We start from the raw sequence: 22,362 nt of genomic DNA, 5'->3' as shown, positions 1-22,362 counted from the left end.
CCCGGGGAGAGGTGCCGCGATGCTTGTGTTTGCGGCGGCACGTGAATCCATCCCGGGTGCGCTGCGCTCGCCCGGGTCCACGCTTGCTTAACGGTTTTTTTTCCCGGGTGCGCTTCGCTTGCCCGGGCTACGGCCTGGCAGGAGCTGCCGCGGTAGTTTCAGGGCGAGACGCAGGGCGAGGCCGAGGGCGATGACGGCGGCGATGCCGCGGCGGCCGGCGGCGGGATCGTGCTTGCGGAAGTAACGCCACAGCGAGCGGGTTTTCCACCATTCGACCTGGAAGCGTCGGCGGCGGCTGGAGACGCCGCCAACGTGGGTGACAGGGATCGCGGGCGCCATGGCGACGCGCAGGCCGGCATCGCGGATGCGCCGGCACAGGTCGAGATCTTCGGCGTGCAGGCGGAAGGCCTCGTCGAAGCCGCCGATCTGCTCGAACACCGGGCGTGGCAGCAGCATCAGCGCACCGTTCACCGCGTCGACATCGACCAGTTCCGTGTCGGGCAGCGGCGTGCGCACCTCGACACCAGCCAGTGCCCGCCAGCGGTTTTCCAGCCGCGACAGGCCACACAGGCTCATCAGGCTGCGTCGCCAGGTCGGCTCGCGACGCCGCTGCGGGCCGTGCGGCCGGCCGCCTTCATCAAGCACCGAACAGCCGAGCAGCCCGACATCCGGGTGCGCCGACAGCAGCGTGCGCAGACGCCGCACCGTGTCGGCCTCGACGAAGGCATCGGGATTGAGGAACAGCAACGCATCACCGCGGGCCAGCGCCGCGCCCTGGTTGCAGGCGCTGGCGAAGCCGCGGTTGTCGTCGTTGAGTTGTACTGTCAGGAACGGCTCGGCGCGTTGCTGCTCGGCCAGCAGCAGGCGCGTGGCGTCATCGGAGGCGTTGTCGACCACCACGACTTCGACCGGTGCGGTGCTCGACAAGGCTGCACGCAGGCAGGCTTCTATGGTCGCCGCCGAACAGTGGCTGACAACGACAGCGGTGGTGAGCGGCGGATGGTCGCTGCGCGTATCGGTGGCGGCGCCGGACTGCGGCACTGGCGTTGCAGCGGTTGTGGCGCGCGCGGACTGCACGGCTCAGGCCGGGAGCAGCGTGTCACCCATCTCCGCAGCCGTCTGCCATAGCGCCGGCCAGTGCCGGTAGGCATCGGCGAGTGCCTGGCAGCGTTCGGCCAGGCGTTGTGCGCAGCCGGCGGCATCGATGTCCTGCGGCCATTCGTCCAGGCGCGGCGCACCGCCGGCAAGCAGCGCTCGGCCGTTGGCTTCGACGATGCGGCGCACGTCGGCCGCCCAGTACACCGGCGCCTTCGGCTCGGCGAGCAACTGCTGTTGCAGCTGTTCGATCAGGTCGGCACGTACGTAGCGCAGGTATTCGTCGAGAACCTCGACGCGGTGGGCGACACTGGCGCGCGCAAGGTCTTCCATCTGCGCCGCTAGCAACTCCAGCCGCGCCGCCGGATCGCCGGCACGTGCCGGCACCGCCTGGTTGCGCACCCAGTCGCGCAGGAAGCGGTTGAACCCGGGCGTCAAGGCCTGCGTGGCGCGCTCGAAACGGCCGCGCGCGGCCTCCTGGCGATGACCGATGGTGATCGGCAGATGCAGGCTCAGCGAGGCTGGATGCATGTAGTTGCCGACCACGCCGAACAGGCCGTCCTCGCCGCGCCCCTGCACCGATGTGCACGGCAGCAGCTGGCTGTTGTCGAGCATGAACGGCGTGAACAGGCCGAACTCCCGCGCAACCAGACGTGCCGGAGCGAACTCGACGGCATCGGCCTCGATATTGCGCAGGTAACGGTCGCGATCGGCCCAGAAGTCGTTCCTTGAATCGGCCGGCAACTGGTAGAGCCAGGCACTGTCGCTGGTGAACGAGGCGCCGCGGCTGCCGGTGAAGGTGGCGATGATGCGGGCGTCGGCGCGCAGGTGCGACAGCCGCGCCAGGCTGTGGCCGCGCAACTGTTCGCGCTGCAGGCGGTAGCGGCCGGAGGGGTCGCCGAGCACGGCGGCCAGCGGCGAACCCAGCAGCTCGTGCTGCATCGCCAGGCCGTCTTCGACCAGCAACTCGCCACTGCCCAGCGCCGCTTCTCCGTTGTTGTGGAAGCGGGCGGAGAACGGTGTCCAGGGCATCGGCTCGATGCCGTCGCGGGCGACGCTGGCGCGATGGAATGGCAGCAGGTAGTCATCGTCGATCAGGCTGAGGGCGCCGCCAGCGGTGAGCAGCAAGGCCAGGTTGTAGCCACGACCGCCACCGAAACCCGAGTGCGTCGCGTCCTGCTGCAACAGGCCGGGCAACACCGCGGCGGCGTCGGGTCGCGCTTTGGCCAGGCGTTCGGACACCGCACGAGCCTGCGCCGGGCCGATCCAGCGCACCGGCGCGCCGGTGGCGGCGCCATGCTGTGCCAGCAACTGCTGGTGTTGGCGCTGGTTGTCGGCATTGCGCGAGTCGTCGACCAGCAGCACGCTGTCGCGACGATCGAAGCGCGCCTGGTGCGCCTGCAGGCTGTCGAGCAGGGCCCTGACCTGCGCCGGCCGGTCACAGGCGCGGATGACCAGCGCCCGCAGCGGCAACGAGGCGCGCGAGCCACTGGCGACCAGGCCATCGAGGAACTGCTGGTCGGAGCGCATCACGCCGCGCTCGATCAGTCCACCCAGGACACGGCGCACCGCCTCGCCCTGCCCGGCCAGACCGGGAATGACGCTGGCGACGCGGGCGACATGTTCGTCCAGGGTGCGGAACTCGCGGCACTGGTCCAGCGCCTGCAGCACCTGGTGCGTCATCACGTGCAGCTCGCCACCATCGCGGGCCTGGAAGATGCACTCGCTGTTGGACAGCGAGGCCACCCTTCCATCCATCGATGCGAACATCGGACCGGCCGGTTTTGCCGGCGCGGCGGCCTGTGGTTGCGGAACGGCGATGCTGCCGTAGTCGATGTTGAATTCCATGACGATCAGAACCGGTCAGCTGCGGTCGAGTGCCGCACGTAGCGCCGCCACTTCGCGTTCAAGTTCGATGATGCGGTGGTCGGCGTGGATCATCCGGCGGATTTCGCTGTGGTAGTGACCGTAGACCGAAGCCTGGCGGTCGGAAAACACAGACAAGCCGGGAAGAGCGGGAAGCAGTGCGCCGTCGCGGGCGCAGACGGCGACATAATACACCGGCGCCTCATGCGCCGTCGCCAGCGCCCCGTCCTCGGCCAGCAGCAGGGTCTGCGCCGAACCATCGCCGTGCGGCAGCCGCCAGAGCGTGGAGTGGAAGGCCAGTTTCTGGCCATACAGCGCCAGCGCCGGGAAACGGCTGCGCAACAGCGTCTCGAACTCGCCGCGGCTCAGCTCGCGGACGTGGTACGGGTTGGGCGCGGCGCCATCGGCGTTGTAGGTCTCTCGGTCCGGCGAGGAGATCACCAGCAGGCCATCGGCGGCGAGCACGCGGCGGAACTCCGCCAGCATCGCCTCCTGTTCGGCCAGGTGTTCGATGGTCTCGAAGGAAACGATGACATCGACCGAAGCGTCATCCAGATCCAGGGCACTGACGCTGCCGTGCCGGAAGCGCAGGTTCGCCAGGTCACGGTACTTCGCTTGCGCGTGGGCGATGGTGGCCGCGTCGACATCGACGCCGATGACCTGCGATGCCAGCGGCGCGAGCATGGCGCTGCCGTAGCCTTCGCCGCAGGCGGCATCGAGCACGCGCTTGCCGCTGCACAGCGTGCGCGCAAAGGCATAGCGGTGCCAGTGCTCGTACCAGATCTCGCGCACGCATTCAGGGGTGAAGCGTTCGCCGGTAAAGGGCAGGACCGGTTGCCCGGCGATGGCGGAAGGGTCGCTCATTGGCAGCTCAGCTAGGCGGCGGGTGCAGCTGCGCCAGGACGGCGCGACGACGCCCGGCCAGCGGGTCGGCGTCGATGAAGGTGGCAATCAGGTCATTGTAATGCGGATAGCGCGCCAGCAGCCGGGCCAGCTGTTCGCCACCGGGACGGTGGCCGGTGCCGGCAAACGACGCGCCGCCCACATGCACGACATAGGCATCGTCGCAGAGCACATGCCGCCAGCCATGCGCGCTGGCACGCAGGCACCAGTCGTTCTCCTCGCCATAACCGCGGCCGAAGGTCTGCGCGTCGAACAGGCCGATCGCGTCCAGGGCGGCGCGGCGCAGGAACATGCAGAAGCCGACAGCGGTCGGCAATTCCGGATAGGTCGGCGGCCCGGCGGCGAGCGCCGCACGCGCCAGGGCTTCGGGATCGGCCGGCACCGGATTGGCGCGACAGAAGTCGGGCAGCGAACAGATCTCGGCGTTGTTGGAGAACGGGGTGATGCTGGCGATACGCGGATCGCTGCCGGCACAGGTGACGATGCGGTCCAGCCAGCCGTGCGTCACCACGGTGTCGGTATTGAGCAGAACCACATCGCCATCGCAGGCGGCCATGGCGGCGTTGACGGTCGCCACGAAACCGAGGTTCTCCGCGTTCCGCCGCAGCGTGACCGCGCGGCGTGAGGCGAGCACGTGTGTGGACAGCAACTGCTGCACTGCCGGATCGGGCGAAGCATCGTCGATCAGATGCAGACGGGCGTACAGCGGCAGGCGGTCGACCAGCGCATCCAGGCAATTGGCCAGCATCGCCGGCGCGTTGTAGACCGGCACTATGACATCGACGAAGGATCGCTGCATGGCGCTGTGGTCGCCCTCACTCACGCCACTGGTGCGGCAACCTGACCGCGCCCATCTCGCGGGTTTCACCGCGAATCACCACCGCCACTTCGTGCGTGGCGAACAGACGCAGGCCCTGGCTGTCCATGGGATGCAGCTTGAGCAGGTATTCACCCGGCAGCAAGGCGCCCAGATCCAGTTCGAAGCGGAACCGGTAGCGGTGCGCCGACAGCGCCAGCGGCCGCACCTGGTCCATGTCGCTGCTGACGCCGTAGATCGGCAGGCCGTTGCCGTGGGCGATGCCGAACAGCAGCACCGGCGCCTTGTTGTCGCGCGCTTCCATCTCGACGTCGATGTCGATGTGCCGCCGTTCGTCGAGCACGATGTGCTGGCAGTCTTCGGCGCCGTCAATGCTGTAGTGGACGATGCGGTAGGGACTGTCGCTTTGCGCCGCCGTGCTGTCGTCCTGCTGGCGCTGCCGCCGCTCATGGTAGGCCAGGTAGGCCTGAGTCACCTCGAAGACGTCGCCGCGCGCCGCAACTTCGCCCTGCCGCAGCCACAGCGCCTGCCGGCACAGCTTCTGCACGTGGTACATGCCGTGCGAGACCAGCATCAAGGTGCCGCCACCGGCGAGGTATTCCTCGATCCAGGCGATGCACTTTTTCTGGAAGGACTCGTCACCGACGGCCAGCACCTCGTCGGTAATCAGCAGATCCGGCTTGAGCGCGGCGACCACGGCAAAACCCAGGCGAACCACCATGCCGCTGGAGTAGTGCTTGATCGGCTCGTCGATGTACTGGCCGATGTCGGCGAACTCGATGATCTGCGGCAACCAGTCGCCGACGGCACGTGCATCCAGGCCGGCCAGCGCCGCCGCCATGCGCAGGTTGTCGCGACCGCTGAACTCCGGGTGGAAGCCGGCACCCAGCTCCAGCAGCGCGCCGATGCTGCCATTCACCTGGATCGAGCCGACGCTGGGCGTGAGCACGCCGGTGACCAGCTTGAGCAATGTCGACTTGCCGGCGCCGTTCTCGCCGACGATGCCGAAGGACTCGCCGCGACGGATTTCCAGGTCCAGCGGCTTGAGCACATCGACACCATCGGGCGCACGACGGGTGAACAGCAGGCGTCCCAGTGCGCGCATGCGGGCATCGCGACGGCTGACCAGCGGGTAGTGTTTGCCGATACCCTGGGCGCTGACCAGCACCGTACTCACTGGAAATCCTCGAAATGTGGCGCCAGGCGCTGGAACACCAAGTAGCCCGCGGCCAGCGAGGCGAGTGTCAGCACCACCGCGAGCAGCCAGTCGCCGGGTCCGTAACTACCCACGCCCAGCACCGATTGCCGGAACAGACCAACGAAGAGCGCCAGCGGATTGGCGTCGGCCAGCGGCAGCAGCGTTTCCGGCACCAGGCTACGCGGATACAGCACCGGCGTCAGGAAGAACATCAGCAGCAGGGCCTGCGGCAGGCCATGGGCGATATCGCGCACGAACACGGTCAGCGCCGAGAACAGCCAGGCCAACCCCAGCGTAAACAGCGCCAGCAACACGAACAACGGCAGCGTCAGCAGCGCCTGCCAGCGTGGTTCGAACCAACCGCCCAGGTACAGGACCAGCAGTACGGCCGCAAAACCGGCCACCTGCAACATGAATGCGGCCGCGACAGGCGCCAGCACCAGCAGGAAACGCGGGATGGCAACCTTGCCCAGCAAGCCGGCGTTGTCGGTGATGGTGGTGCAGGCGCGCGAAAGGCTCTCGGCGAACGCATTCCACGGCCACAGGCCAATCGCCAGGAACGCCAGAAACGCCAGCTCACCGAATTCCTGCTGCGGCAGACGGGCGGAGAAGATTCGCCCGAACACGTAGCCGTAGATCGCCAGTTGCGCCAACGGTTGCAGCAGCGCCCAGGCGCCGCCGGACAGGCTGCCGAGATAGCGCTGGCGCAGTTCGCGCCTGACCAGCTCGCCTACCAAGCGCTTTTTTGGCGTTGTCATGCTCGCCAATTCGCCCCACCACGGACAAGACCAAACAGTACCCGAAGCAAACCCGCCGACCCCGGCCACAACGAAATTGCAAACGACCATCGCCAACACAACGGCGTCAACGACAGACAACTCCTAGGAGCCTGCGCGGCAGAAGCCGTCCGGGCTGCAAAGTCGCCGGACGCGGCCCATATTTCCGGTGCTTCTTGCCCCATAGCGGTGCTATGCGGCGGCGAATCCCCGAAAATCTGTCCTCGCGCCAGCGACTTTTCGCCTCGAACATTTCTGCCGCGCAGGCTCCTAGCGCGCGAGCGCGATGCGACGCCACACCGACCATCCTGACAGATGAGGTTCCGCGCCAACACCAAGGTTTCCAGGCAACGATGCTGAACACGTAGCACCGCCTCCCTTCGGCCCTTGCAAGGTTTCATCGCGACTCGAAATCACTCCGCCAGTTGTACATGGTGATGACACCCTTCGCTGCAACAAACGCCAAACGCGCGTCGAAAACCTAACGAACGCTAACGAACACCCTGCTCGATCTCGGGTCGCCCCCCATAGCGGACAGGCAAGCTCATGAGCAACTCCTCGTTACCCTCCTCGGCGCCCATGCGTGACCGCAACATCCGCAGATAATCCTTGCGCGCATTTTCCCGATACTGATTCCTCAGGTCACGCTCGATGGACGAGCGAACGTCGGAAAACTGCGCCTTGCGCGCTTCCGAACGCCTGATAAGCTTGATGATGTGATAGCCGTAAGCAGACCGAACCGGCTCACCCACATCGCCATCGTTCACCAACGCGCGCGCGCCAGCAACGAATGCCGGATCAAATCTGGTGTCATCGACGATAACGAACCGACCCTTGTTCTCCAACTTGCTCGGATCATCCGAATACTGCTCGACCAGCTTGTCGAAATTCGTTCCCGATCGTGCCTTGTCAAGCACCTCCCGGGCAATTTCAGCAGCATCGTCGTCCAGTCGCTCCCCGACTCGAATCAACACGTGCTGTACGGCGAGTGACTCGGGAGAGTCCCATTTTCCAGAATCAGCCAGGAACTGCTCCTCGGCCAACGCCCCGAAATCAGGCATTGCGTCGTCCCTCAACAACAAATTGAGACGATGAATCGCCAACAGCTCCTCGACAGCAAACTGAATATCCTTTTGGACCTCCGGATCCTTGTCCAACCCCAGTTCGCGCGCCTCCTCGGCAAGAGCACGATTGACCAGCAGCTGATCGAGCAAGCGGGCTATATTGGACGTGTCGCGCGTGTAGGTTGCGCGTTCCCCATCAGGCAAACGATTGAGACGCGCATCCAATTCCTCAAGCGTAATGACGGTATCGCCGCGCCAGACGAGCGGCTGCGCCAGAGCTTGCGCCGAGATCGCGTTGACAAGGGCCAGAACGACAGTACACCAGCGTTTCATCGATACACTCCAAGATTGACTGTTGACGACACTTGAGCCGCCCGACCCGAACGATCCCCCATGCCTGCTTGTGTCGGTGGCAATATACGCCATCGCCAGGCATCAGATACGGCGACATCAATATATCCACGTGTTGCTCGAACCGAGCTCGACCCTGCCTACTGACGATCAATGCCTAGCAGGCGATGGTCAGTTCGTAGTGGCGCTCGACGTCGGAATAAAACCCGACAGGACACCATTCAGGCCGGCGCTGAAAAGACCGATGGCGGCAGAATAAGTTCCCAACTCACCGTACCAGGCAATCCGGCCGACCAAGAAGGTCTGCCGGCCATTGACATCAGGGTGATTCCGGCACGAACCGGAGCAGCGACCTTTCAACTCCCGGCAAACCATTGCCTGACGATTCGCCGGAATGGAATGCGGCTGAATGAATGGTGCCGGAAAACGATTCAGGACTTTTTTCGGCAGCATGCGTCCACTCGCGCGTCACCTCCAGAACCACGCATCCCTGATCTTCCAGAGCCAGATTATCTGCTGAAATGTATCCCCTGCCGCTGATCACACTACAATACCCCCGCCCCACGCCTCCATCCACGGCCCCCCCCGGCTGACAGGTCCAGTACGAATCGAGCGCCAAAGCATCACGAAAATCGGATGGCGAGCCGAAATAGTGCGGAAACTGTTCGCGAAACCGGATGCCGTCCACCGCGCCACCCTGCGCGGAAAGCGTATGACGATAACGCAACAGTCCAGGCATCACACCGGAAGGTGGATCACTGGCCACCAGTGCCGTTGTCACCTTGAGCTCACCCGCCTCGAAGCTGCCGCGATGAACCACATCGTGTACGCCATCATGCGAATGCACGATACACGTTGGCTCTTCGCTAGGCGGCGGAACCTGCTCCAATCCCGCCACACAGAAACCCTGAACACTGTTTACGCCGAGGCGATAGGTCTGGTCGGTCGGGTCGATATTGTAGTTGGCGCCAACAAACAGCAGCTGTTCCACCCCGTAGGACAAGGGCGCCCGACCCGAATCCATCCATTCAGAATAGTAGAAATTACCCAGAGGCACCCCGGAGTACTGTCCCCTGGGGCCATTGGGATCAACGACTAGACGCGGACCGATCGCACTTCCGGAATCGGCGGCACATAGAACCGCGCCCCTGGATCTAGCCGACAGAACAAACAAGCCGTCGTCGAAACGACGATAGGAAACAGCACCAAACTGATCCCTGGACGTCAGCTCCACCTGCAAACCCGAGAATCCGCCATGAAGCCGATCGTAAAGATCGGCTTCAACGGCAAAGGAAGGACAAACACCACCAATCGACGCGCATACGCCGACTACCGCCAGTAGGCTGGTTTTCATATTCATGAGGATCTCCATTCTACTCGGGGTCGATCAGCACGCCGCCATGACACAACCCGGTACAGCTAGATGAAACCGTGCCGTTATTGAGATACGGGCCGATATTCAGATACGCGTAATTGACGTAATAGGTCTGACCCGGCACCAGGTGGCAAAGACCCTGTGGATCCGAGGAAACGGTCGTCCACTTCACAGGGCCGCCCGCTATACCCAAACAGTTGAGCGGGAGATCGAAACGGCCGCACTGGGAGCTGATGGAAAACACGGCGGCGGGATTGGACGATTCGATCTTGTAGCTGGCGCGTTCCCCCGGAGGCGCTTCGAACCTGAAGGAACGGACACCAACGACCAAAGCACCGCTCGCCGTCGAATTCTGACTGCCCAACGAGAACCAAGGTTGACGCCCCTGACCAGGCTCGATACCGAAACCGCCCGATTGGGCGCCTGAGTATGGCGCGGAGTGCTCAGAGACGCCCGCGGATGTAAAGCCGGCAGGCAGGTTGTCGCAGCCCGTCGGCACTGTCGAGGAATTGACTAATACCGACGTAAGCTTGGGGAAGTTGTGCAGAACAATCCCCTGCCCCGATACAGTTCGGGAACAGCTCAACTTGACATTCCATTGACCGGCAAGCGAACCCGAAGGAAATGTCAAGGACGACAACGCACCCGATGCCGGCGGGGGATTGAGTGGGATAGTCTGGTGTGCGGCATTATCGAGATCTGTATTCGCGCCGGGCTGATAGAGCCTGAGCACGCACTGATCGCCGGCCGCAATATTCTGAAACTGGCCAATCACATCTACGGCCGGGCCGCCGGCCACTGCCGGCTGCGGATCAACGGCAAAGCCCTGGATATCCAATTGCTGAGGCAGCGTACCCCCACCCCCGGTTCCACAGGAAATCCCTGATTCCATGAAGGTAATCGCGCCATTGGCATCGATGACGAATCCCGCACTGGGAACGGAGGCCGATCCGGGCGCGCAATGAACAGGCACCGTCGCGTGCAGATCCTGAACAACGCAGCCCATGCCCACGAAAGCGCCGAGCCCCCACGTGGCGAGAGCCCCAAGACGAACTATCGATTGGTCATTCACAACAAATCACTCCAAGCAAACAATGGGTTTTTCAAGATCTCCAGCCACCCATGCAAAAACCGATACCGGCGGGCAGGCGGCTTCCAGAACGACAAGACCAGCCACCATTTCTGGCGGCTGGTCTCTTGGCACAGCGCCCCTCTCTACAACCAGAGGGAGAGCCTTGGCTCATAAACCACCCTGATGAATCAGGAGCAGGTTGCCTGGCCGGTGTCTTCATCCACACAGTCACGCATGGTGCGGTGACGGAACAACGAGGTGTAGTTGGCCAGAACGCCGCTGTCGTTCACACCATTGTCGTAGTTGGCGACAAAGAAACCGGTGACCGGCAGACCACGGAACACTTCACCGTCACGGGCAGCACGCATACGCGGAACCGTCGCCGACGAGTTACCGAAGGAGATGCGAGCCCAGCCAGCCGAGAACGGGGTCGCAATATTCTGGAAGTAGGTGGAGCCCAGAATATTGGAGCTGTCGCCAGACTGGTTGAAGGTCACGACCTGGGCTTCCCAGCACAGAGCGGAACCACCCGGGCGCGGCGGCGAGAAGTTGTTGCGACGCTCGGTGCGCTCTTCACGGTCATAGACAGTGATCTGAACACTTTCGCAAGCACCGTTGTTCCAGAACGTATTCGCGAACGGCGCGATCGGAGCGTTGGGGCTATACGAGGGCTGGGTGTTTCCAGACGCATCGACGAAAGGATTGTCATCGACATAGAAACGCTTCGTCGGGAAGGTGACGACCCATTCACTCGTACCCTGGATCGTCTCGTTACCGTCCAGATAGTACTCGTTGATCACGTGCGGGGTAGCGTACAGCGCCGAAATCGCGTCCACCTTCGGGAAACCAACGCCGGTGGTGAGGTCATAGGTCGCGCTGATCAGCCTGCCGAACTCGAACACATTGGCGGTGGCCTGGAACGCCATGCCAAGATCGTTCACGTCGTTGAGGTTCGGCTCGACGTTACCCGGCGCCTGGTGCAGGTCGGCCGAGTAATTGAAACCCTCGATCGCATCGGCGGCATAGCCGACCACCGTGCCGCGAGCGGCATTGACGATCATGGCGTTGCCGAACAGCTCACCCTGACCCGTCGGGTTCTCCTGAAGAGCCGGCGGCCAACCACCCGTGTCCCAGGCGGCCCGCGCAGCGGCGCAGTTCGTCGGCACACCCGTCGCGCCGTGGGTGACCCACGTGGCGCCGGCACCGATGATGTTGGCCATTTCGATCATCTCGATATAGCCTTCACGGGTACGCTCCACACTGCTCAGCAGATCCGCCGCCGCGGCCGAATGGTCGAGGTGAGCATAGGCGTAATTCACGAACGTGGCGTAGGTGACATCGCCGATCTGGCCGATCATGTCGCCATCGGGCGTGGCCGTGACGATATCCGGCACGGTGCAGGAACGGTCACGGGTGTAGACACCGGCGCCCGGGTAACCCAGCGCACCCTCCGGAATGGAGAAGATGCCAGCAGTCCAGACATCGAAGCGGGACAGATACAGATGGAAGTCGAGGACTTCGCGGCTGTTCCGGCCTTCCAGGAAACGCACCTTGACAGCCTTCGCCACATCGGAGGTGTTGACCACCGAGATCAGCGTGTCGTTGCCCGACTGGGTGGTGTAGTACGGATAGATCAGGACCTGACCCAGACCATCCGGGTTCAGGTTAACGGCATCGGCAATGCTGCCGAAGCCCGCCACACCGGCGATACCGGCAATGACGGCGCTCGTCAAACCATTCTTTTTCATCACAGACACTCCTAATGAACCACAGGGCTTTTTTGCTTGGCCTTGCCGGCCGACTCTCGGCGATTACCCCTACGAGAGCCCGACAAAGGCAACAGCGCCGCAAGGATAGGACAAAGCTCCGCGACAATGCAAGAGCCCGGCCCGGCCGATTTCAGCGCTCCGGCAGATAGTACCACTGCCCCCCCAACCGAAGCCAGCGCTCCTTCATCTCCGTGATGGCGGGCGCCTCACCGGCGCCTGGCATCTGGATGGTGTATTGCAGCAGCAGGCGCGCGAGGCAGCTATCTTCCGTGTCGCACGTCACCCCCAGCCATTGGGCCGATGTGTATGTCATGATCGGCGGCTTCGCGCCCGCCGCATAAGCTGCCACCGTCCGGGTCGACCTGTAGCCTGGGCTCAGGTAGTCGTAGGCTGCATGAAAATTGTTGTCAATCAACAGGTTCCAGCGCTCGACGGCGCGCCGCTCGATGGTCGCCTCGGGGCTGGCATCGACCTTGCCGGCGCCGGGGCCGCTGGCGCAGGCGGCCAGGATGAGGGTGAGGCCGAGCCCGGCCCAGCGGAAATTAGCGGTCATTGCGGGGTTCTCCTGGTTCATGACAGGCCGCCCGGCGCTGCGGCCGTGCGGCGGATAATGTGTGGCGCTGTGACTGCCCGCCGGCCGACGAGTTCCCGACTGCCCGGACACCCGGCGGCCGACTGGCGGTGTCGTCAGAAACCACCGTCCTGCTCCGGATCGGGATCGCGGCCCACGGTTCCGGTCTTCACCTCGCGCTGCAGGCGCTCGATGTCGACCCCGGTCGGCTGTCCGGTGCGCAGGTCGAGCGGCCGCAGCTGGCGGAAGTTCTCCTGGTATTCGCGGGTCAGGTCGCGGGCGTCGATGACCGTCTGGATGACGCGCGGGGTGATCAGCACGACCAGTTCCGTCCGCTTCGCCGACCGTACCGTCTTGCCGAACAGCTTGCCCATGATCGGTATCCGGCTGACGCCCGGCACGCCGGAATCGTCACGCGTGTTGTCTTCCGAAATGAAGCCACCCAGCAGGACCGTCTCGCCGCTCTGCACCGCCACCTGGGTCTCGACGGTGCGCTTGTTGATGGCGTAGTTGCCCGAATTGACGTCCAGCTGGCCGCGCTTGCTGACTTCCTGGGACAGCTCCAGATAGACCAGGCCACCCGGATTCACGCGCGGGGTCACCGAGAGGATCACGCCGGTGTCGCGGAACTGCACCGAGCTGGTGTTGTAGGGATTCCCACCGCCGATGCCACCGCCGCTGATGCCGCTCAGGTAGGTGGTGACCACCGGGATCTGGTCGCCGATATTGATGTTGGCTTCCTGGTTGTTGAGCACGGTCAGCGAGGGCGCCGAGAGGATGCGGATCTCCGCCTCCTTCTGCAACGCACTGACGGCCACATCCAGCTCGGCGCCGGTCAGGCGGTAGAAGAAATTGCTGCTGGCCGAAGGCGCGGGCGCGCCCAAGCCACCGCCGAAGCCCCAGCGCTGGCGGTTGCCCGGCTGGTGCCAGCCGACTTCCGGATTCGTATCCAGGCCCTGGCCCAGCAGGCCTTCCAGGAACCACTGCACGCCGAACTCGAAGTCGTCGGTGAGGTTGACCTCGATGATCTGCATTTCCACATGGACCTGCAGCGGCTGGATGTCGAGCTTGCGGATTGCCGCCTGCACCGCCTGGTACTGCAGGGGCGTGGCGCGGATCAGCAGCTGGTTGTTCTCTTCGACGGCGGTGAAGCTGATGTCGTCGCCCCCGGTGCTGGCGATGCCGCCCTCGGCGCCCTGGCGACGGCGCTGCGCGCGCGGCTCGGCCGGCGCGCCGGTGCTGCTGATCTCGACCGCTTCCTGGCCCGGCGCGACATTGGCGCGAGGCGCGCGCCGCTGGCTGGGTCCGGACGGCGTGCCGCCGCCGGTGAAGATGGCGCCGAGGTAATCGGCCAGGTCGACGGCCTTGATGTTCTTGACGTTGTACACGTACAGCTGGGAACCGGCGATGGACGCATTGTTGCGGTCCAGTCGCTTCAGCCAGCGTCGTGCCTCTTCCAGGTATTCGGGATTCTGGGTGATGACGAACAGGCCGCCCAGGCGCTCCACCGGCAGGAAGCGGAACATGCCGGCCAGAGGCGAGCTGTTCGGATCGGTGAACAGCTTCTCCAGCTCCGGCATCACTTCGCCGACTTCGACGTTCTCCAGCGGATAGAACGCGATCGACATGCCCTTCAGCCAGTCGACGTCGAAGATCTCGATGGTGCGCAAGTAGTTCTGCAATTCCTCGCGCGTGCCGGCCAGCACCAGGATGCCGCGCGAGTTGTCGGCGCTGACGACGGCGGTCGGGCGCGCGAACGGCGCCAGCAGGCGCTGCATTTCCGACGGCGAGATGTAGCGCAGCGGCACGATCTGCACCTGGTAGCCGCGGCCGGTGGGGATCGGCCCCATGCGCGGCGACAGGTTGCCGGGCACCGCCGCAGCCACCGGCAGGACCTCGTAGCGCCCGTCCTTGAAGACGATGCTGGCGTTGTTGAGGGCGAGCAGGTATTCGAGGACGCCCATCGCCTGTTCGGCGCGGATCGGCTTCTGGGTCACGTAGGTGACGTTGCCGGCGACGCCCGGGGCGATGATGTAGTTCTCGTTGTAGATCTCGCCGATGATGGCCTGCACCACCGCCTGGATCGGCTGCTCCTGGAAGTTGAAGCTGACCTCACCGTCCGCAGGCGGCACCGGCAGCGAGCGACTGGCGGCCTGGCGGTTGAACAGGTCGGAGGTGCCGATCTGGATGACCTCCTCGCGGATCATGTCCTCGTCGTCGCCGGCGCCGCCCTCTTCGCCGTCCAGGCGGATGCCGCCGTCGTCGAACTCGGCGGCGCGCGATTCGGCGGCGTCCTGTTCGCTGCCGCCGGCATACGAAAGGGCACGCCGCGGCTGGTTCCAGTCCTGTGACGGCGGCGGCACCGGCTTGGCCTGCTGCGTGGCGCAGCCGGCCAGGAAGGTCACCAGTGCCAGCAGCGCGGCCAGGCCGGATGGGAGACGGTGGGGATTCATTGCGGTCATCGTTTCTGGCTCTCGGCTTCGCGGCGCAACTGCGCGCGGCGCTCTTCGATTCGGCGACGGATCTCGGCGGCGCGACGCGCCACCTCATCCTCCGCATCTGCGGTCTGGGGTGTACCGGCGCTGGGCTGCGGCGGCGCGCCACGTGCGTTCGACGCCGCAGGCGCCGCCGCGGCCCGCGGCGCCGGCGCCGGATTGCTGGGTGCGGCGCCAATGGCCAGTTCCAGCACGGTTTCGTTGTCGCTGCCGCTTTCCTGGAAGACGACGCGGCGCGGTTCGATCGACTTGACGATCCAGGCACCCTGCTCGCCCGGCAAGGGCATGTTCTCGGTCAGGTTGAGCGAACGTCCGGTCATGTTGTCGCGCACCAGCACCACGCGCGTGCCGGGCGTATGGATGATGCCGGTGAGTGCGACGTTCAACGCGACCGCCGGCGGCGCTTCGACGGGTGCTTCGGGCTCCTGCGCCGTCTCCTTGGCGTGCGGACGACGGTCATCGGCGAACAGTGGCCGATTGACGATGTCGTCGAAGACATCCAGGCCGGGCAGTTCGACCTGCGCCTCGCTCAGCTGCAGGGCCGGGATCGGCTCGATCTCGCCGGCGCCCACGCCCGGCACGCCGCGACCGAAGCCCGCCAACAGCAGCAGGTAAAGCGCGCCCAGCAGTGCGACGGCGACCATCAGCACGCGGGTCATCTGTTGCGCCTGCGTCCGCGTCATGTCGACCTCCCGGCGCCCGGGCCCGGTCGGCGCAGATAGCCGTACAGGTCGAAGCGGATGTCCAGGCGGTAGGCACCTGGCTCGACGCCGGTCTGCGGCCGTGCCGGGAAGGTGCGTCCGGCACGGCGGCCTTCCTGCTGGCGATGGATGTTGAGTTCGTCGACAAACAGCAGCGGCTTGCTGCTTTCCAGCGCGTGCAGCACTTCGCCGAAGTCGTCGATGTCGCAGCGCAGGTGCACCGAGATGGTGACGCGCTCGTACAGTTCATCGGCGATGCTGGTGCGCTTGGGATTGTGGCTGGCGACCTGGCAACGCTCCACCACTTCCGCCTTTTCGGCGACCAGCGCCTTCAGCCGCGAGAACAGCGCCGCCGCCGCGGAATCGAAATCGGCTTCCGGCAGGAAGGAAGGACTGCCCGATTCGAAGGCCGAGACTTCGCGCAGTCGCTCCTCGATCTGCTGACGGCTGGCGATCGCGGCGCGGAAGGTCGCTTCCTGTTCCTTGAGCTGGCTGATCTCGCCCGCCATCTCGGCGTGGGGCGCGACGAACCACCAGTGCACGAGCAGGAAGTAGCCCGCGATCATCGCGATCGCGAACAGGACCAGCGCCAGCAGGCGGCCCTCACCCGGCGGCGGCAGCATCCGCATTGGCGGTCTCCTTGTCGTCGTCGGCGGGCTTCTCCGGCGCGGCCGGCGCCGGTTCCGGCGGCAGATCGGCCCCGGGGCGCAGCTGGTAGCGCGCGCCCAGGGTGAAACGCTCCTTCTGGGTGCGCGCGTCAGGAGAGATCTGGCCCATGAAGGCCGGGTTGACCAGCACCTTGGAATCCTGCAGCAGCGCGATCAGCTTGGTCGATTCGGAACTCTGGCCGGCAACCTCGAGGTTGCCGTCGCGGAAGGTCAGACGTTCCAGCCAGGTGTCGTCGGGCAGGCGGCCGCTGAGGTCGCCGAGGACGCGGAACACCGAGGCGACCGTGCCCTTGCGGGCCGCCAGGTAGCCGGCGCCGTTGACGGCGTTTTCAAGCTGGTTGCGCAGGGCGACGACGGCGCGCGCCTCGGTTCGCGCCTCCTCCACCTGGGCGCGCAGGCCTTCCAGCGCCTGCGCGCGGTTGGCGACCGACTGGTGCATGACCATCACCAGCAGCAGCACCGCACTGGCGGCGAGAATGAGGTTGAGGCGTCTCTGCGGATCACGATGGCGCGCGCGCTGCGATTCGGGCAGCAGGTTGAAGCCCTGGCGCACGGGCGCCGCACCGCCGCCGGTCAGATCGATGCCGTCGAGCGCCAGGCCCAGGGCGCGGCTGCGTTCCACTACGGCATCAAGCGCCGGCTTCGGCGCCAGCGCCATGTCCACGCGGATCTGCTTGCCACCCGGCAGCGGCTCGACCTGGAAATCGAAGTGCACCTGGTCCGCCTTGAACGGCGTTTGCCGGTCCATCTCGAAGGCCAGCACCTGGCGCAGGTTGGGCTCGACCGCGACCGGGAACTGCAGGCTGCGCCTCAGCACCGCGGTGGACGGCGCCGCCAGCAGCAGCCGGCGTTCCGGGCTGGGCCCGGCGCCCAGCAGGCGATTGACGTCGGCGCGGACGATGTCATCCGGCTGCCCGCCCAGCTCGAAGCGTGCGAAAGGTTCGGCCTGCCCTTCCTTCTGGAAGCGCAACTGCCCGTCGTCGAGCACGGCGAACCAGGTTTCGCGCCGATCCTGGAACCAGACCTGCCATTTCGGCGGCAGGCAACCGACGAGTTCGGCCTTCCACCAGGCCAGGAAGGCCGGGATCGCCGAGCGTCGGTAACGGGCCGTCCATTGGGCCACGACGGGTTTGAGTGAGTCGAACAGGGGCATCAGGCGTTTTCGTTGTCGCGCCAGCGCAGGATGACGAACGGACGGCCGTTCGCCGCGGCACCGCCGATGCGGATCGTGGCCTCCAGCAGCCCGGTCGCGCCATTGGGCAGCGTGGCCTTGGACCGCACACTGTAGGTGAAACCGCCGCCGCCCGCCATCACCGGGGTACCGTCGGGCAGGGTCAGCAGGCCGGCCATCGAGGGATCACCCAGGGGCAGGCTGCGGCGCTGTTCGACGAATTCGGCGGCGGATTCGGGGGTCATTCCGGGCAGGGCCAGCAGGGCATCGGCATTGGCGTAGGCGGCGTTCGGTTGATTGCGTCCGGCGTAGACCGTCACGGCCGGCTCAAGTTTCCTGAACAGCTCGTAGTCCATGCCCATCACCTGCTGCAGCTCGGCAACGGTGTCGAAATAGGCATCCTTGGCGCCGTAGGGATAGCCGGCGGAGCGGTAGTCGCCGTCTTCGGCACCGAAGGGCTGCGGCTGGTCGTCCGGGTCGCGCCAGTCGATGATCGCCTGTGCCAGCGCCACCGCCTGCTCTTCCTCCTGGCCCTTGCCCTTGAGGAAATTCACCAGCGTCCTCTCATCGGCGACATTCAGGTCCAGCTTGCCGCTCTCGTCGGTGATCTGGACTTCGACCTCGGCCTCGTCCAGCTGGAACACATACGGACGGCCATCGGCGATCCAGCGGATGGTCGGATCCGGCAGCCGCATTTCCAGGATGGTGCGATGCAGGCCGGCCTCGGCGAGATAGCGCGCACGCGTGGTGTCGAACAGGTTGCGCGCCTGCATGTATTCGGTATGCGCGATCAGCGAATAGCCGCCGATCACCAGCGCCAGCAACGCGGTGGCCCAGACGACGAACAGCAGCGCGGCGCCGCGCTGGTGCGTCATGGCGACTCGGCGCTCAGCGACGGACACCGCGGTTCCCCGTGGAAGTGGCGGGCGATGCGCCCGGAACGAACTGGCCCTCACCCATCAGCCCGCTGTTGTCCTCGGCGGGGCCGAAGAAGCGGTAGGCGTTGTTGACGCCGCCGACGTCGATCAGCAGCGGCACCTCGAGGACCGGCCAGCGCATGTAGGTGCCGTCCTGGAACTCCAGGCTCAGGCGCACCATCATCGGCGTGCGCGAAGGATCTTCCCAGTCGTCTTCCCAGTCGCCCAGCTTGCCTTCCTCGTCGATGCCCCGGTATTCGAACCGGCCGCGACGGATGCGGTCGAGCAACGTCACCGGCTCCTCTTCCCCGTCGTCCTCGCTGATCAGCATGCGGTGGTAGAAGTTGAGGCGGTCGCGTTCCAGCGCCAGGCGCTGGACGTAGGGCCCGCCCTTGCTCAGGTAGCCGGGCATCGGCGCCACGAACGTCACCTCGCGGTCTTCACCCACGAAGACATGGTTTCTGCCTTCGGTGCGGTCGACGTCGAAGGCCAGCGGCAGGGCACGCGCCAGCTGCTTGCGCAGGAATTCCTGAGTGGTGCGCACGGCATTGATCGCCTCGATGCGGTGTTCGCCGGTTTCCGCGGCCTTGCGGCTCATGCGGATGCCGCCGACACCGATGCCGATGATCAGGCCGACGAGGATCATCGCCAGCATCACCTCGATCAGCGTGAAGCCCGCGCTGCGATGGCGCCCTGCCGGGTTGCCACGGCCGTTGCTGCCGGCGAGTGTCATTGCGCTTCCTCCAGCGAGATCTCGCCGGTCAGCCAGGCGACGTTGACGATCCATTCGCGTGTGCCGGAACTGAGGCGGACACGGCCACCGGTGGAGCTGCCATCCGGGAAGAAGCGGATGCGGCCGGCGGTCTCGCCCGCGTGGCTGAGCTCCTGTCGGGTCGTCAGCAGCCGCAGGTGCATGTCGTCGGGCAGCTTTACCGGTCGCTTGCCCGGCGCCGTGTAGGTCTTGTTCTCGACATCGACCTCCAGCGCACGCTCCTGGCGTTTGATGATCGCCTGCCCGCGGGTGTAGCGCATCGCGGCGGCAAGGTCGCGGCTGGCGGCCTTCACCTTGGTGCTGGAAAGGCCCCGGACCAGGCTGACCGACATCGCGACCGCGATGATGCCGACCAGCGCCAGCACCGCGATCATCTCGATCAGCGTGAAGCCCATCCGGCGGGAGCGCGGCGCGATCATTTCCGGGCGGTCCCGTCGTTGCCTCCCTGGACCGGACGGCTGTTGCCGCTGCGCGCCTGGCCGGCCGTGCCCGACCTGCCGGACGCACTGGCCGCATCGGCGGCGCCGTCGAGCTGATTGAACAGCACGGCCTGGTCGGGCGAGTACGCGCGCAAGGTGGTGAAGCGCGCCCTGCGGGCGTTGTCGCGATCCCCCCAGATGACATCCAGATCGACGCGGTACAGGCGCATGCCCAGAGAATCCAGGTCGAAGGGAATCTCCGACTCGACCTCGCGTTCGGCGATGTACTCCTCCACGTTCATTTCCCAGCGGAAATCGTCGTCGAATTCGCCCCGCGTCGAGCCTTCTTCCAGCTTCTCGCCGATGCCGACCAGGTCAAGCTTGCTCTGCGCCCACTGCGCCGCCAGCGATTCCTGTTCGGCGCGGATGGTGTTGCGCATCGACACGCTCAGGGACGACATCAGCACGCCGAGGAACAACGCCAGCAGCACGAAGGCGGCGATCGCCTCGATCAGCGTGAAACCGCGTGGGGTCGGCAGCGGTCGCGTCGTGCCGCGCGGGCAGCGTGACGTTTCCGCACGGTCGCCGGAACGGGCGGCCACCCGCTCAGCCGGACCGTGCCGGCCGCGTCCGTGCCCCTTTCCCGGAAAGCCGGGCCAGCGCGCGGATGCGGTGGCCGGCGTCCGCTGCTCTCGCCTCGGCTCGCTCATGGTGATGACCTGACGGGACGGGGCGGAAGGACAACCCGGTTACCAGTTGCCGATGTCGGCGTTGTTGCCGTCACCGCCAGGCTTGCCGTCCTGGCCATAGGAAATGATGTCGAAATCGCGGCCACCTTCGCCGGGACGGCGATAGACGATGTCGGTTTTCCACGGATCCTTCAGCTGCGCTTCCTTCAGGCCCTTGCCGACCAGCTCGCGCAGGGTTTCCGGATAGCGGCCGTTCTCCATGTAGTAGGCCTCGACCGCCGTCGAAACGGTGTTGACCTGCGCCTTGGCGGCATTGACCTGGCCGCCGGTGAAGCCCGGCATCACGTTGCGCACCACCAGTGTGGCGACGATGCCGATCAGCACCAGAACGGCGATCATTTCGATGAGGCTGAAGCCCGCGGCGCGTTGGAATCGGGGCAGTGGATGTCGCATGTTCAAGCTCCTACGGTGGACATGATGGTCATGATCGGCAACAGCAGAGCCATCATGATAAGGCCGACGGTCAGCGCCATGACCAGGGTGAGCACCGGCGTCAGCGCCGCCAGCAGGCGGTCGATGGTGGCGCGGCTCTCGCTGTCGAAGGTGTCGGCGACCTTCAGCAGCATGGTGTCCAGCTCGCCCGACTCCTCACCGACCGCCACCATCTGCAGCGCCAGTTTCGGGAACCGTTTCTGCTGGCCCAGTGCATAGGCCAGGCCGTCACCGGTCTTGACCAGTTCGGTGGCCTCGTCAACCGCTTCGGCAAGCACCGTGTTGCTGAGCACGTTGCGCGCGATCGACAGGGCCTGCAGCAATGGAACGCCACTCTGCAGCAAAGTTCCCAGCGTCCTGGCCAGGCGCGCCGTATCCAGGCGCAGCACCAGCGTGCCGAACATGCCCATGCGCAGGAAGCGCTCGTCCCAGGCCCGCCGGCTGTCCGGCTGCGCCATCTGGCGCTGGAACCAGACGGCGACCAGGACGACACCGCCTATCAGCAGCCACCACCAGCCGGTGAGCAGGTCGCCGAAGGCCAGCACGATGCGCGTCATCAGAGGCAGCTCGGCGCCCATGTCCTCGAACATCGGCACGAACTGCGGCACCACGAACATCAGCAGCATGAAGATGGCGCCGAGCACGGCAACGACCAGGATCGCCGGGTAGATCAGCGCGCTGATCACCGAACTGCGCAGTTTCTGCGCGCGGTCCATGTACTCGGCGAGGCGGCGCAGCGTGCGTTCCAGCGTGCCGCCGATCTCACCGGCACGGACCATGTTGATGTACAGGCGCGAGAACGAGCTGTGCTGGGCTTCCAGTGCATCGGACAGCGACGAACCTTCGCGCACCTGGTCGCGCACGCGACCGATCAGCTTCTTGGCCTTTTCGCTTTCCGGCAGGTCGAGCAGGATCTGCAATGCACGGTCCAGCGGCTGGCCGGCACCCATCAGCGTCGCCAGCTGGTCGGTGAACGCGGTGATCTGTTTCGGCGACATGTCCTGCTTGCGCAGCAGCCCGCCGATGCCCGCGCCGCCGGCGGCATCGGCCTCGACGGCGGACAACGGGATGTTGCCGGCGTCCTGGACCTTGGCGATCACCTCTTCGGCGCTCGCCGCCTCCATCTGCCCTTCAAGGGTGTCGCCGGCTGGCGTGACGGCGGTGTAGCGGTACAGCGTCAT

21 protein-coding genes are annotated in these 22,362 nt (G+C 65.5%); all 21 read right to left on the bottom strand.

What is annotated here, in order from left to right; translation table 11 throughout:
• Positions 1–87: 87 nt before the first annotated feature.
• Entirely contained in the window at positions 88–1,041 is a 954-nt protein-coding gene (locus EDC25_RS03700; protein ID WP_164484079.1) for a glycosyltransferase family 2 protein, read from the bottom strand.
• 39 nt (positions 1,042–1,080) lie between these two features.
• Positions 1,081–2,943 carry a hypothetical protein gene (locus EDC25_RS03695; RefSeq protein WP_123522424.1) on the bottom strand — a complete coding sequence of 621 codons (1,863 nt, stop codon included), beginning with the start codon at positions 2,941–2,943 and terminating at the stop codon, positions 1,081–1,083.
• 15 nt (positions 2,944–2,958) lie between these two features.
• Complete coding sequence (locus tag EDC25_RS03690; RefSeq protein WP_123522423.1) at positions 2,959–3,825, bottom strand: class I SAM-dependent methyltransferase; 867 nt, start codon at positions 3,823–3,825, stop codon at positions 2,959–2,961.
• 7 nt (positions 3,826–3,832) lie between these two features.
• Positions 3,833–4,687, bottom strand: a complete 855-nt coding sequence (locus EDC25_RS03685; protein WP_123522422.1) for a glycosyltransferase family 2 protein — start codon at positions 4,685–4,687, stop codon at positions 3,833–3,835.
• A complete protein-coding gene (locus tag EDC25_RS03680; protein ID WP_240639669.1) occupies positions 4,680–5,858 on the bottom strand; it encodes an ABC transporter ATP-binding protein in 1,179 nt (392 codons plus the stop codon). Before EDC25_RS03680 ends, EDC25_RS03685 begins: the two co-directional genes overlap by 8 nt.
• Positions 5,855–6,637, bottom strand: coding sequence for an ABC transporter permease (locus EDC25_RS03675; RefSeq protein ID WP_165910872.1), 783 nt, complete (start codon positions 6,635–6,637; stop codon positions 5,855–5,857). The genes EDC25_RS03680 and EDC25_RS03675 overlap by 4 nt, the downstream gene beginning before the upstream one ends.
• A 509-nt stretch (positions 6,638–7,146) precedes the next feature.
• Positions 7,147–8,052 carry a peptidylprolyl isomerase gene (locus EDC25_RS03670; RefSeq protein WP_164484077.1) on the bottom strand — a complete coding sequence of 302 codons (906 nt, stop codon included), beginning with the start codon at positions 8,050–8,052 and terminating at the stop codon, positions 7,147–7,149.
• A gap of 337 nt (positions 8,053–8,389) precedes the next feature.
• Complete coding sequence (locus EDC25_RS03665) at positions 8,390–9,430, bottom strand: hypothetical protein (RefSeq protein WP_132577243.1); 1,041 nt, start codon at positions 9,428–9,430, stop codon at positions 8,390–8,392.
• 13 nt (positions 9,431–9,443) lie between these two features.
• Entirely contained in the window at positions 9,444–10,517 is a 1,074-nt protein-coding gene (locus EDC25_RS03660; RefSeq protein WP_132577242.1) for a hypothetical protein, read from the bottom strand.
• Positions 10,518–10,705: 188 nt separating this feature from the next.
• Entirely contained in the window at positions 10,706–12,265 is a 1,560-nt protein-coding gene (locus tag EDC25_RS03655; protein ID WP_123522419.1) for a hypothetical protein, read from the bottom strand.
• A gap of 151 nt (positions 12,266–12,416) precedes the next feature.
• Entirely contained in the window at positions 12,417–12,860 is a 444-nt protein-coding gene (locus EDC25_RS03650) for a hypothetical protein (protein WP_123522418.1), read from the bottom strand.
• A 113-nt stretch (positions 12,861–12,973) separates the two neighbouring features.
• On the bottom strand, positions 12,974–15,310 hold the full coding sequence (gene gspD, locus EDC25_RS03645) for a type II secretion system secretin GspD (protein WP_132577241.1): 2,337 nt from the start codon (positions 15,308–15,310) through the stop codon (positions 12,974–12,976).
• Between the two features lie 5 nt (positions 15,311–15,315).
• Positions 15,316–16,035, bottom strand: a complete 720-nt coding sequence (locus EDC25_RS03640; protein ID WP_132577240.1) for a hypothetical protein — start codon at positions 16,033–16,035, stop codon at positions 15,316–15,318.
• Positions 16,032–16,682: a type II secretion system protein GspM gene (gene gspM / locus EDC25_RS03635; RefSeq protein WP_132577239.1), complete on the bottom strand. Its 651-nt coding sequence runs from the start codon at positions 16,680–16,682 to the stop codon at positions 16,032–16,034. The genes EDC25_RS03640 and gspM overlap by 4 nt, the downstream gene beginning before the upstream one ends.
• Positions 16,657–17,874, bottom strand: coding sequence for a PilN domain-containing protein (locus EDC25_RS03630; protein ID WP_123522634.1), 1,218 nt, complete (start codon positions 17,872–17,874; stop codon positions 16,657–16,659). The genes gspM and EDC25_RS03630 overlap by 26 nt, the downstream gene beginning before the upstream one ends.
• A complete protein-coding gene (locus tag EDC25_RS03625) occupies positions 17,874–18,767 on the bottom strand; it encodes a type II secretion system minor pseudopilin (RefSeq protein WP_132577238.1) in 894 nt (297 codons plus the stop codon). The genes EDC25_RS03630 and EDC25_RS03625 overlap by 1 nt, the downstream gene beginning before the upstream one ends.
• Positions 18,768–18,780: 13 nt before the next feature.
• Positions 18,781–19,542 (bottom strand): prepilin-type N-terminal cleavage/methylation domain-containing protein, encoded by a 762-nt coding sequence (locus EDC25_RS03620; protein ID WP_164484107.1) that lies wholly within the window; start codon positions 19,540–19,542, stop codon positions 18,781–18,783.
• Positions 19,539–20,000 carry a GspH/FimT family pseudopilin gene (locus tag EDC25_RS03615; protein WP_123522637.1) on the bottom strand — a complete coding sequence of 154 codons (462 nt, stop codon included), beginning with the start codon at positions 19,998–20,000 and terminating at the stop codon, positions 19,539–19,541. Before EDC25_RS03615 ends, EDC25_RS03620 begins: the two co-directional genes overlap by 4 nt.
• The gene (locus tag EDC25_RS03610; RefSeq protein ID WP_164484108.1) at positions 19,997–20,602 is read right to left on the bottom strand and encodes a type IV pilus modification PilV family protein; all 606 of its coding nucleotides are present in this window, start codon (positions 20,600–20,602) and stop codon (positions 19,997–19,999) included. Before EDC25_RS03610 ends, EDC25_RS03615 begins: the two co-directional genes overlap by 4 nt.
• Before the next feature lie 147 nt (positions 20,603–20,749).
• Entirely contained in the window at positions 20,750–21,142 is a 393-nt protein-coding gene (locus EDC25_RS03605) for a type II secretion system protein GspG (RefSeq protein WP_123522639.1), read from the bottom strand.
• A 2-nt stretch (positions 21,143–21,144) separates the two neighbouring features.
• On the bottom strand, positions 21,145–22,362 hold the full coding sequence (gene gspF / locus EDC25_RS03600; protein WP_123522640.1) for a type II secretion system inner membrane protein GspF: 1,218 nt from the start codon (positions 22,360–22,362) through the stop codon (positions 21,145–21,147).

This window comes from Pseudofulvimonas gallinarii (assembly GCF_004343305.1).
Taxonomy (GTDB): Bacteria; Pseudomonadota; Gammaproteobacteria; order Xanthomonadales; family UBA2363; genus Pseudofulvimonas; species Pseudofulvimonas gallinarii.
The sequence above is the reverse complement of the archived record's forward strand: the minus strand, read 5'-3'. Positions and strand labels throughout refer to the sequence as shown.

Excerpts from the sequence above, each read along its gene's own strand:
- EDC25_RS03620 (WP_164484107.1), bottom strand. The coding sequence starts at position 19,542 with ATGACACTCGCCGGCAGCAACGGCCGTGGCAACCCGGCAGGGCGCCAT.
- EDC25_RS03625 (WP_132577238.1), bottom strand. The coding sequence starts at position 18,767 with ATGACGCACCAGCGCGGCGCCGCGCTGCTGTTCGTCGTCTGGGCCACC.
- EDC25_RS03615 (WP_123522637.1), bottom strand. The coding sequence starts at position 20,000 with ATGATCGCGCCGCGCTCCCGCCGGATGGGCTTCACGCTGATCGAGATG.
- EDC25_RS03665 (WP_132577243.1), bottom strand. The coding sequence starts at position 9,430 with ATGAATATGAAAACCAGCCTACTGGCGGTAGTCGGCGTATGCGCGTCG.
- EDC25_RS03640 (WP_132577240.1), bottom strand. The coding sequence starts at position 16,035 with ATGACGCGGACGCAGGCGCAACAGATGACCCGCGTGCTGATGGTCGCC.
- EDC25_RS03655 (WP_123522419.1), bottom strand. The coding sequence starts at position 12,265 with ATGAAAAAGAATGGTTTGACGAGCGCCGTCATTGCCGGTATCGCCGGT.
- gspD (WP_132577241.1), bottom strand. The coding sequence starts at position 15,310 with ATGAATCCCCACCGTCTCCCATCCGGCCTGGCCGCGCTGCTGGCACTG.
- EDC25_RS03675 (WP_165910872.1), bottom strand. The coding sequence starts at position 6,637 with ATGACAACGCCAAAAAAGCGCTTGGTAGGCGAGCTGGTCAGGCGCGAA.
- EDC25_RS03630 (WP_123522634.1), bottom strand. The coding sequence starts at position 17,874 with ATGCCCCTGTTCGACTCACTCAAACCCGTCGTGGCCCAATGGACGGCC.
- gspF (WP_123522640.1), bottom strand. The coding sequence starts at position 22,362 with ATGACGCTGTACCGCTACACCGCCGTCACGCCAGCCGGCGACACCCTT.
- EDC25_RS03605 (WP_123522639.1), bottom strand. The coding sequence starts at position 21,142 with ATGCGACATCCACTGCCCCGATTCCAACGCGCCGCGGGCTTCAGCCTC.
- EDC25_RS03650 (WP_123522418.1), bottom strand. The coding sequence starts at position 12,860 with ATGAACCAGGAGAACCCCGCAATGACCGCTAATTTCCGCTGGGCCGGG.
- EDC25_RS03695 (WP_123522424.1), bottom strand. The coding sequence starts at position 2,943 with ATGGAATTCAACATCGACTACGGCAGCATCGCCGTTCCGCAACCACAG.
- EDC25_RS03670 (WP_164484077.1), bottom strand. The coding sequence starts at position 8,052 with ATGAAACGCTGGTGTACTGTCGTTCTGGCCCTTGTCAACGCGATCTCG.
- EDC25_RS03690 (WP_123522423.1), bottom strand. The coding sequence starts at position 3,825 with ATGAGCGACCCTTCCGCCATCGCCGGGCAACCGGTCCTGCCCTTTACC.
- gspM (WP_132577239.1), bottom strand. The coding sequence starts at position 16,682 with ATGCGGATGCTGCCGCCGCCGGGTGAGGGCCGCCTGCTGGCGCTGGTC.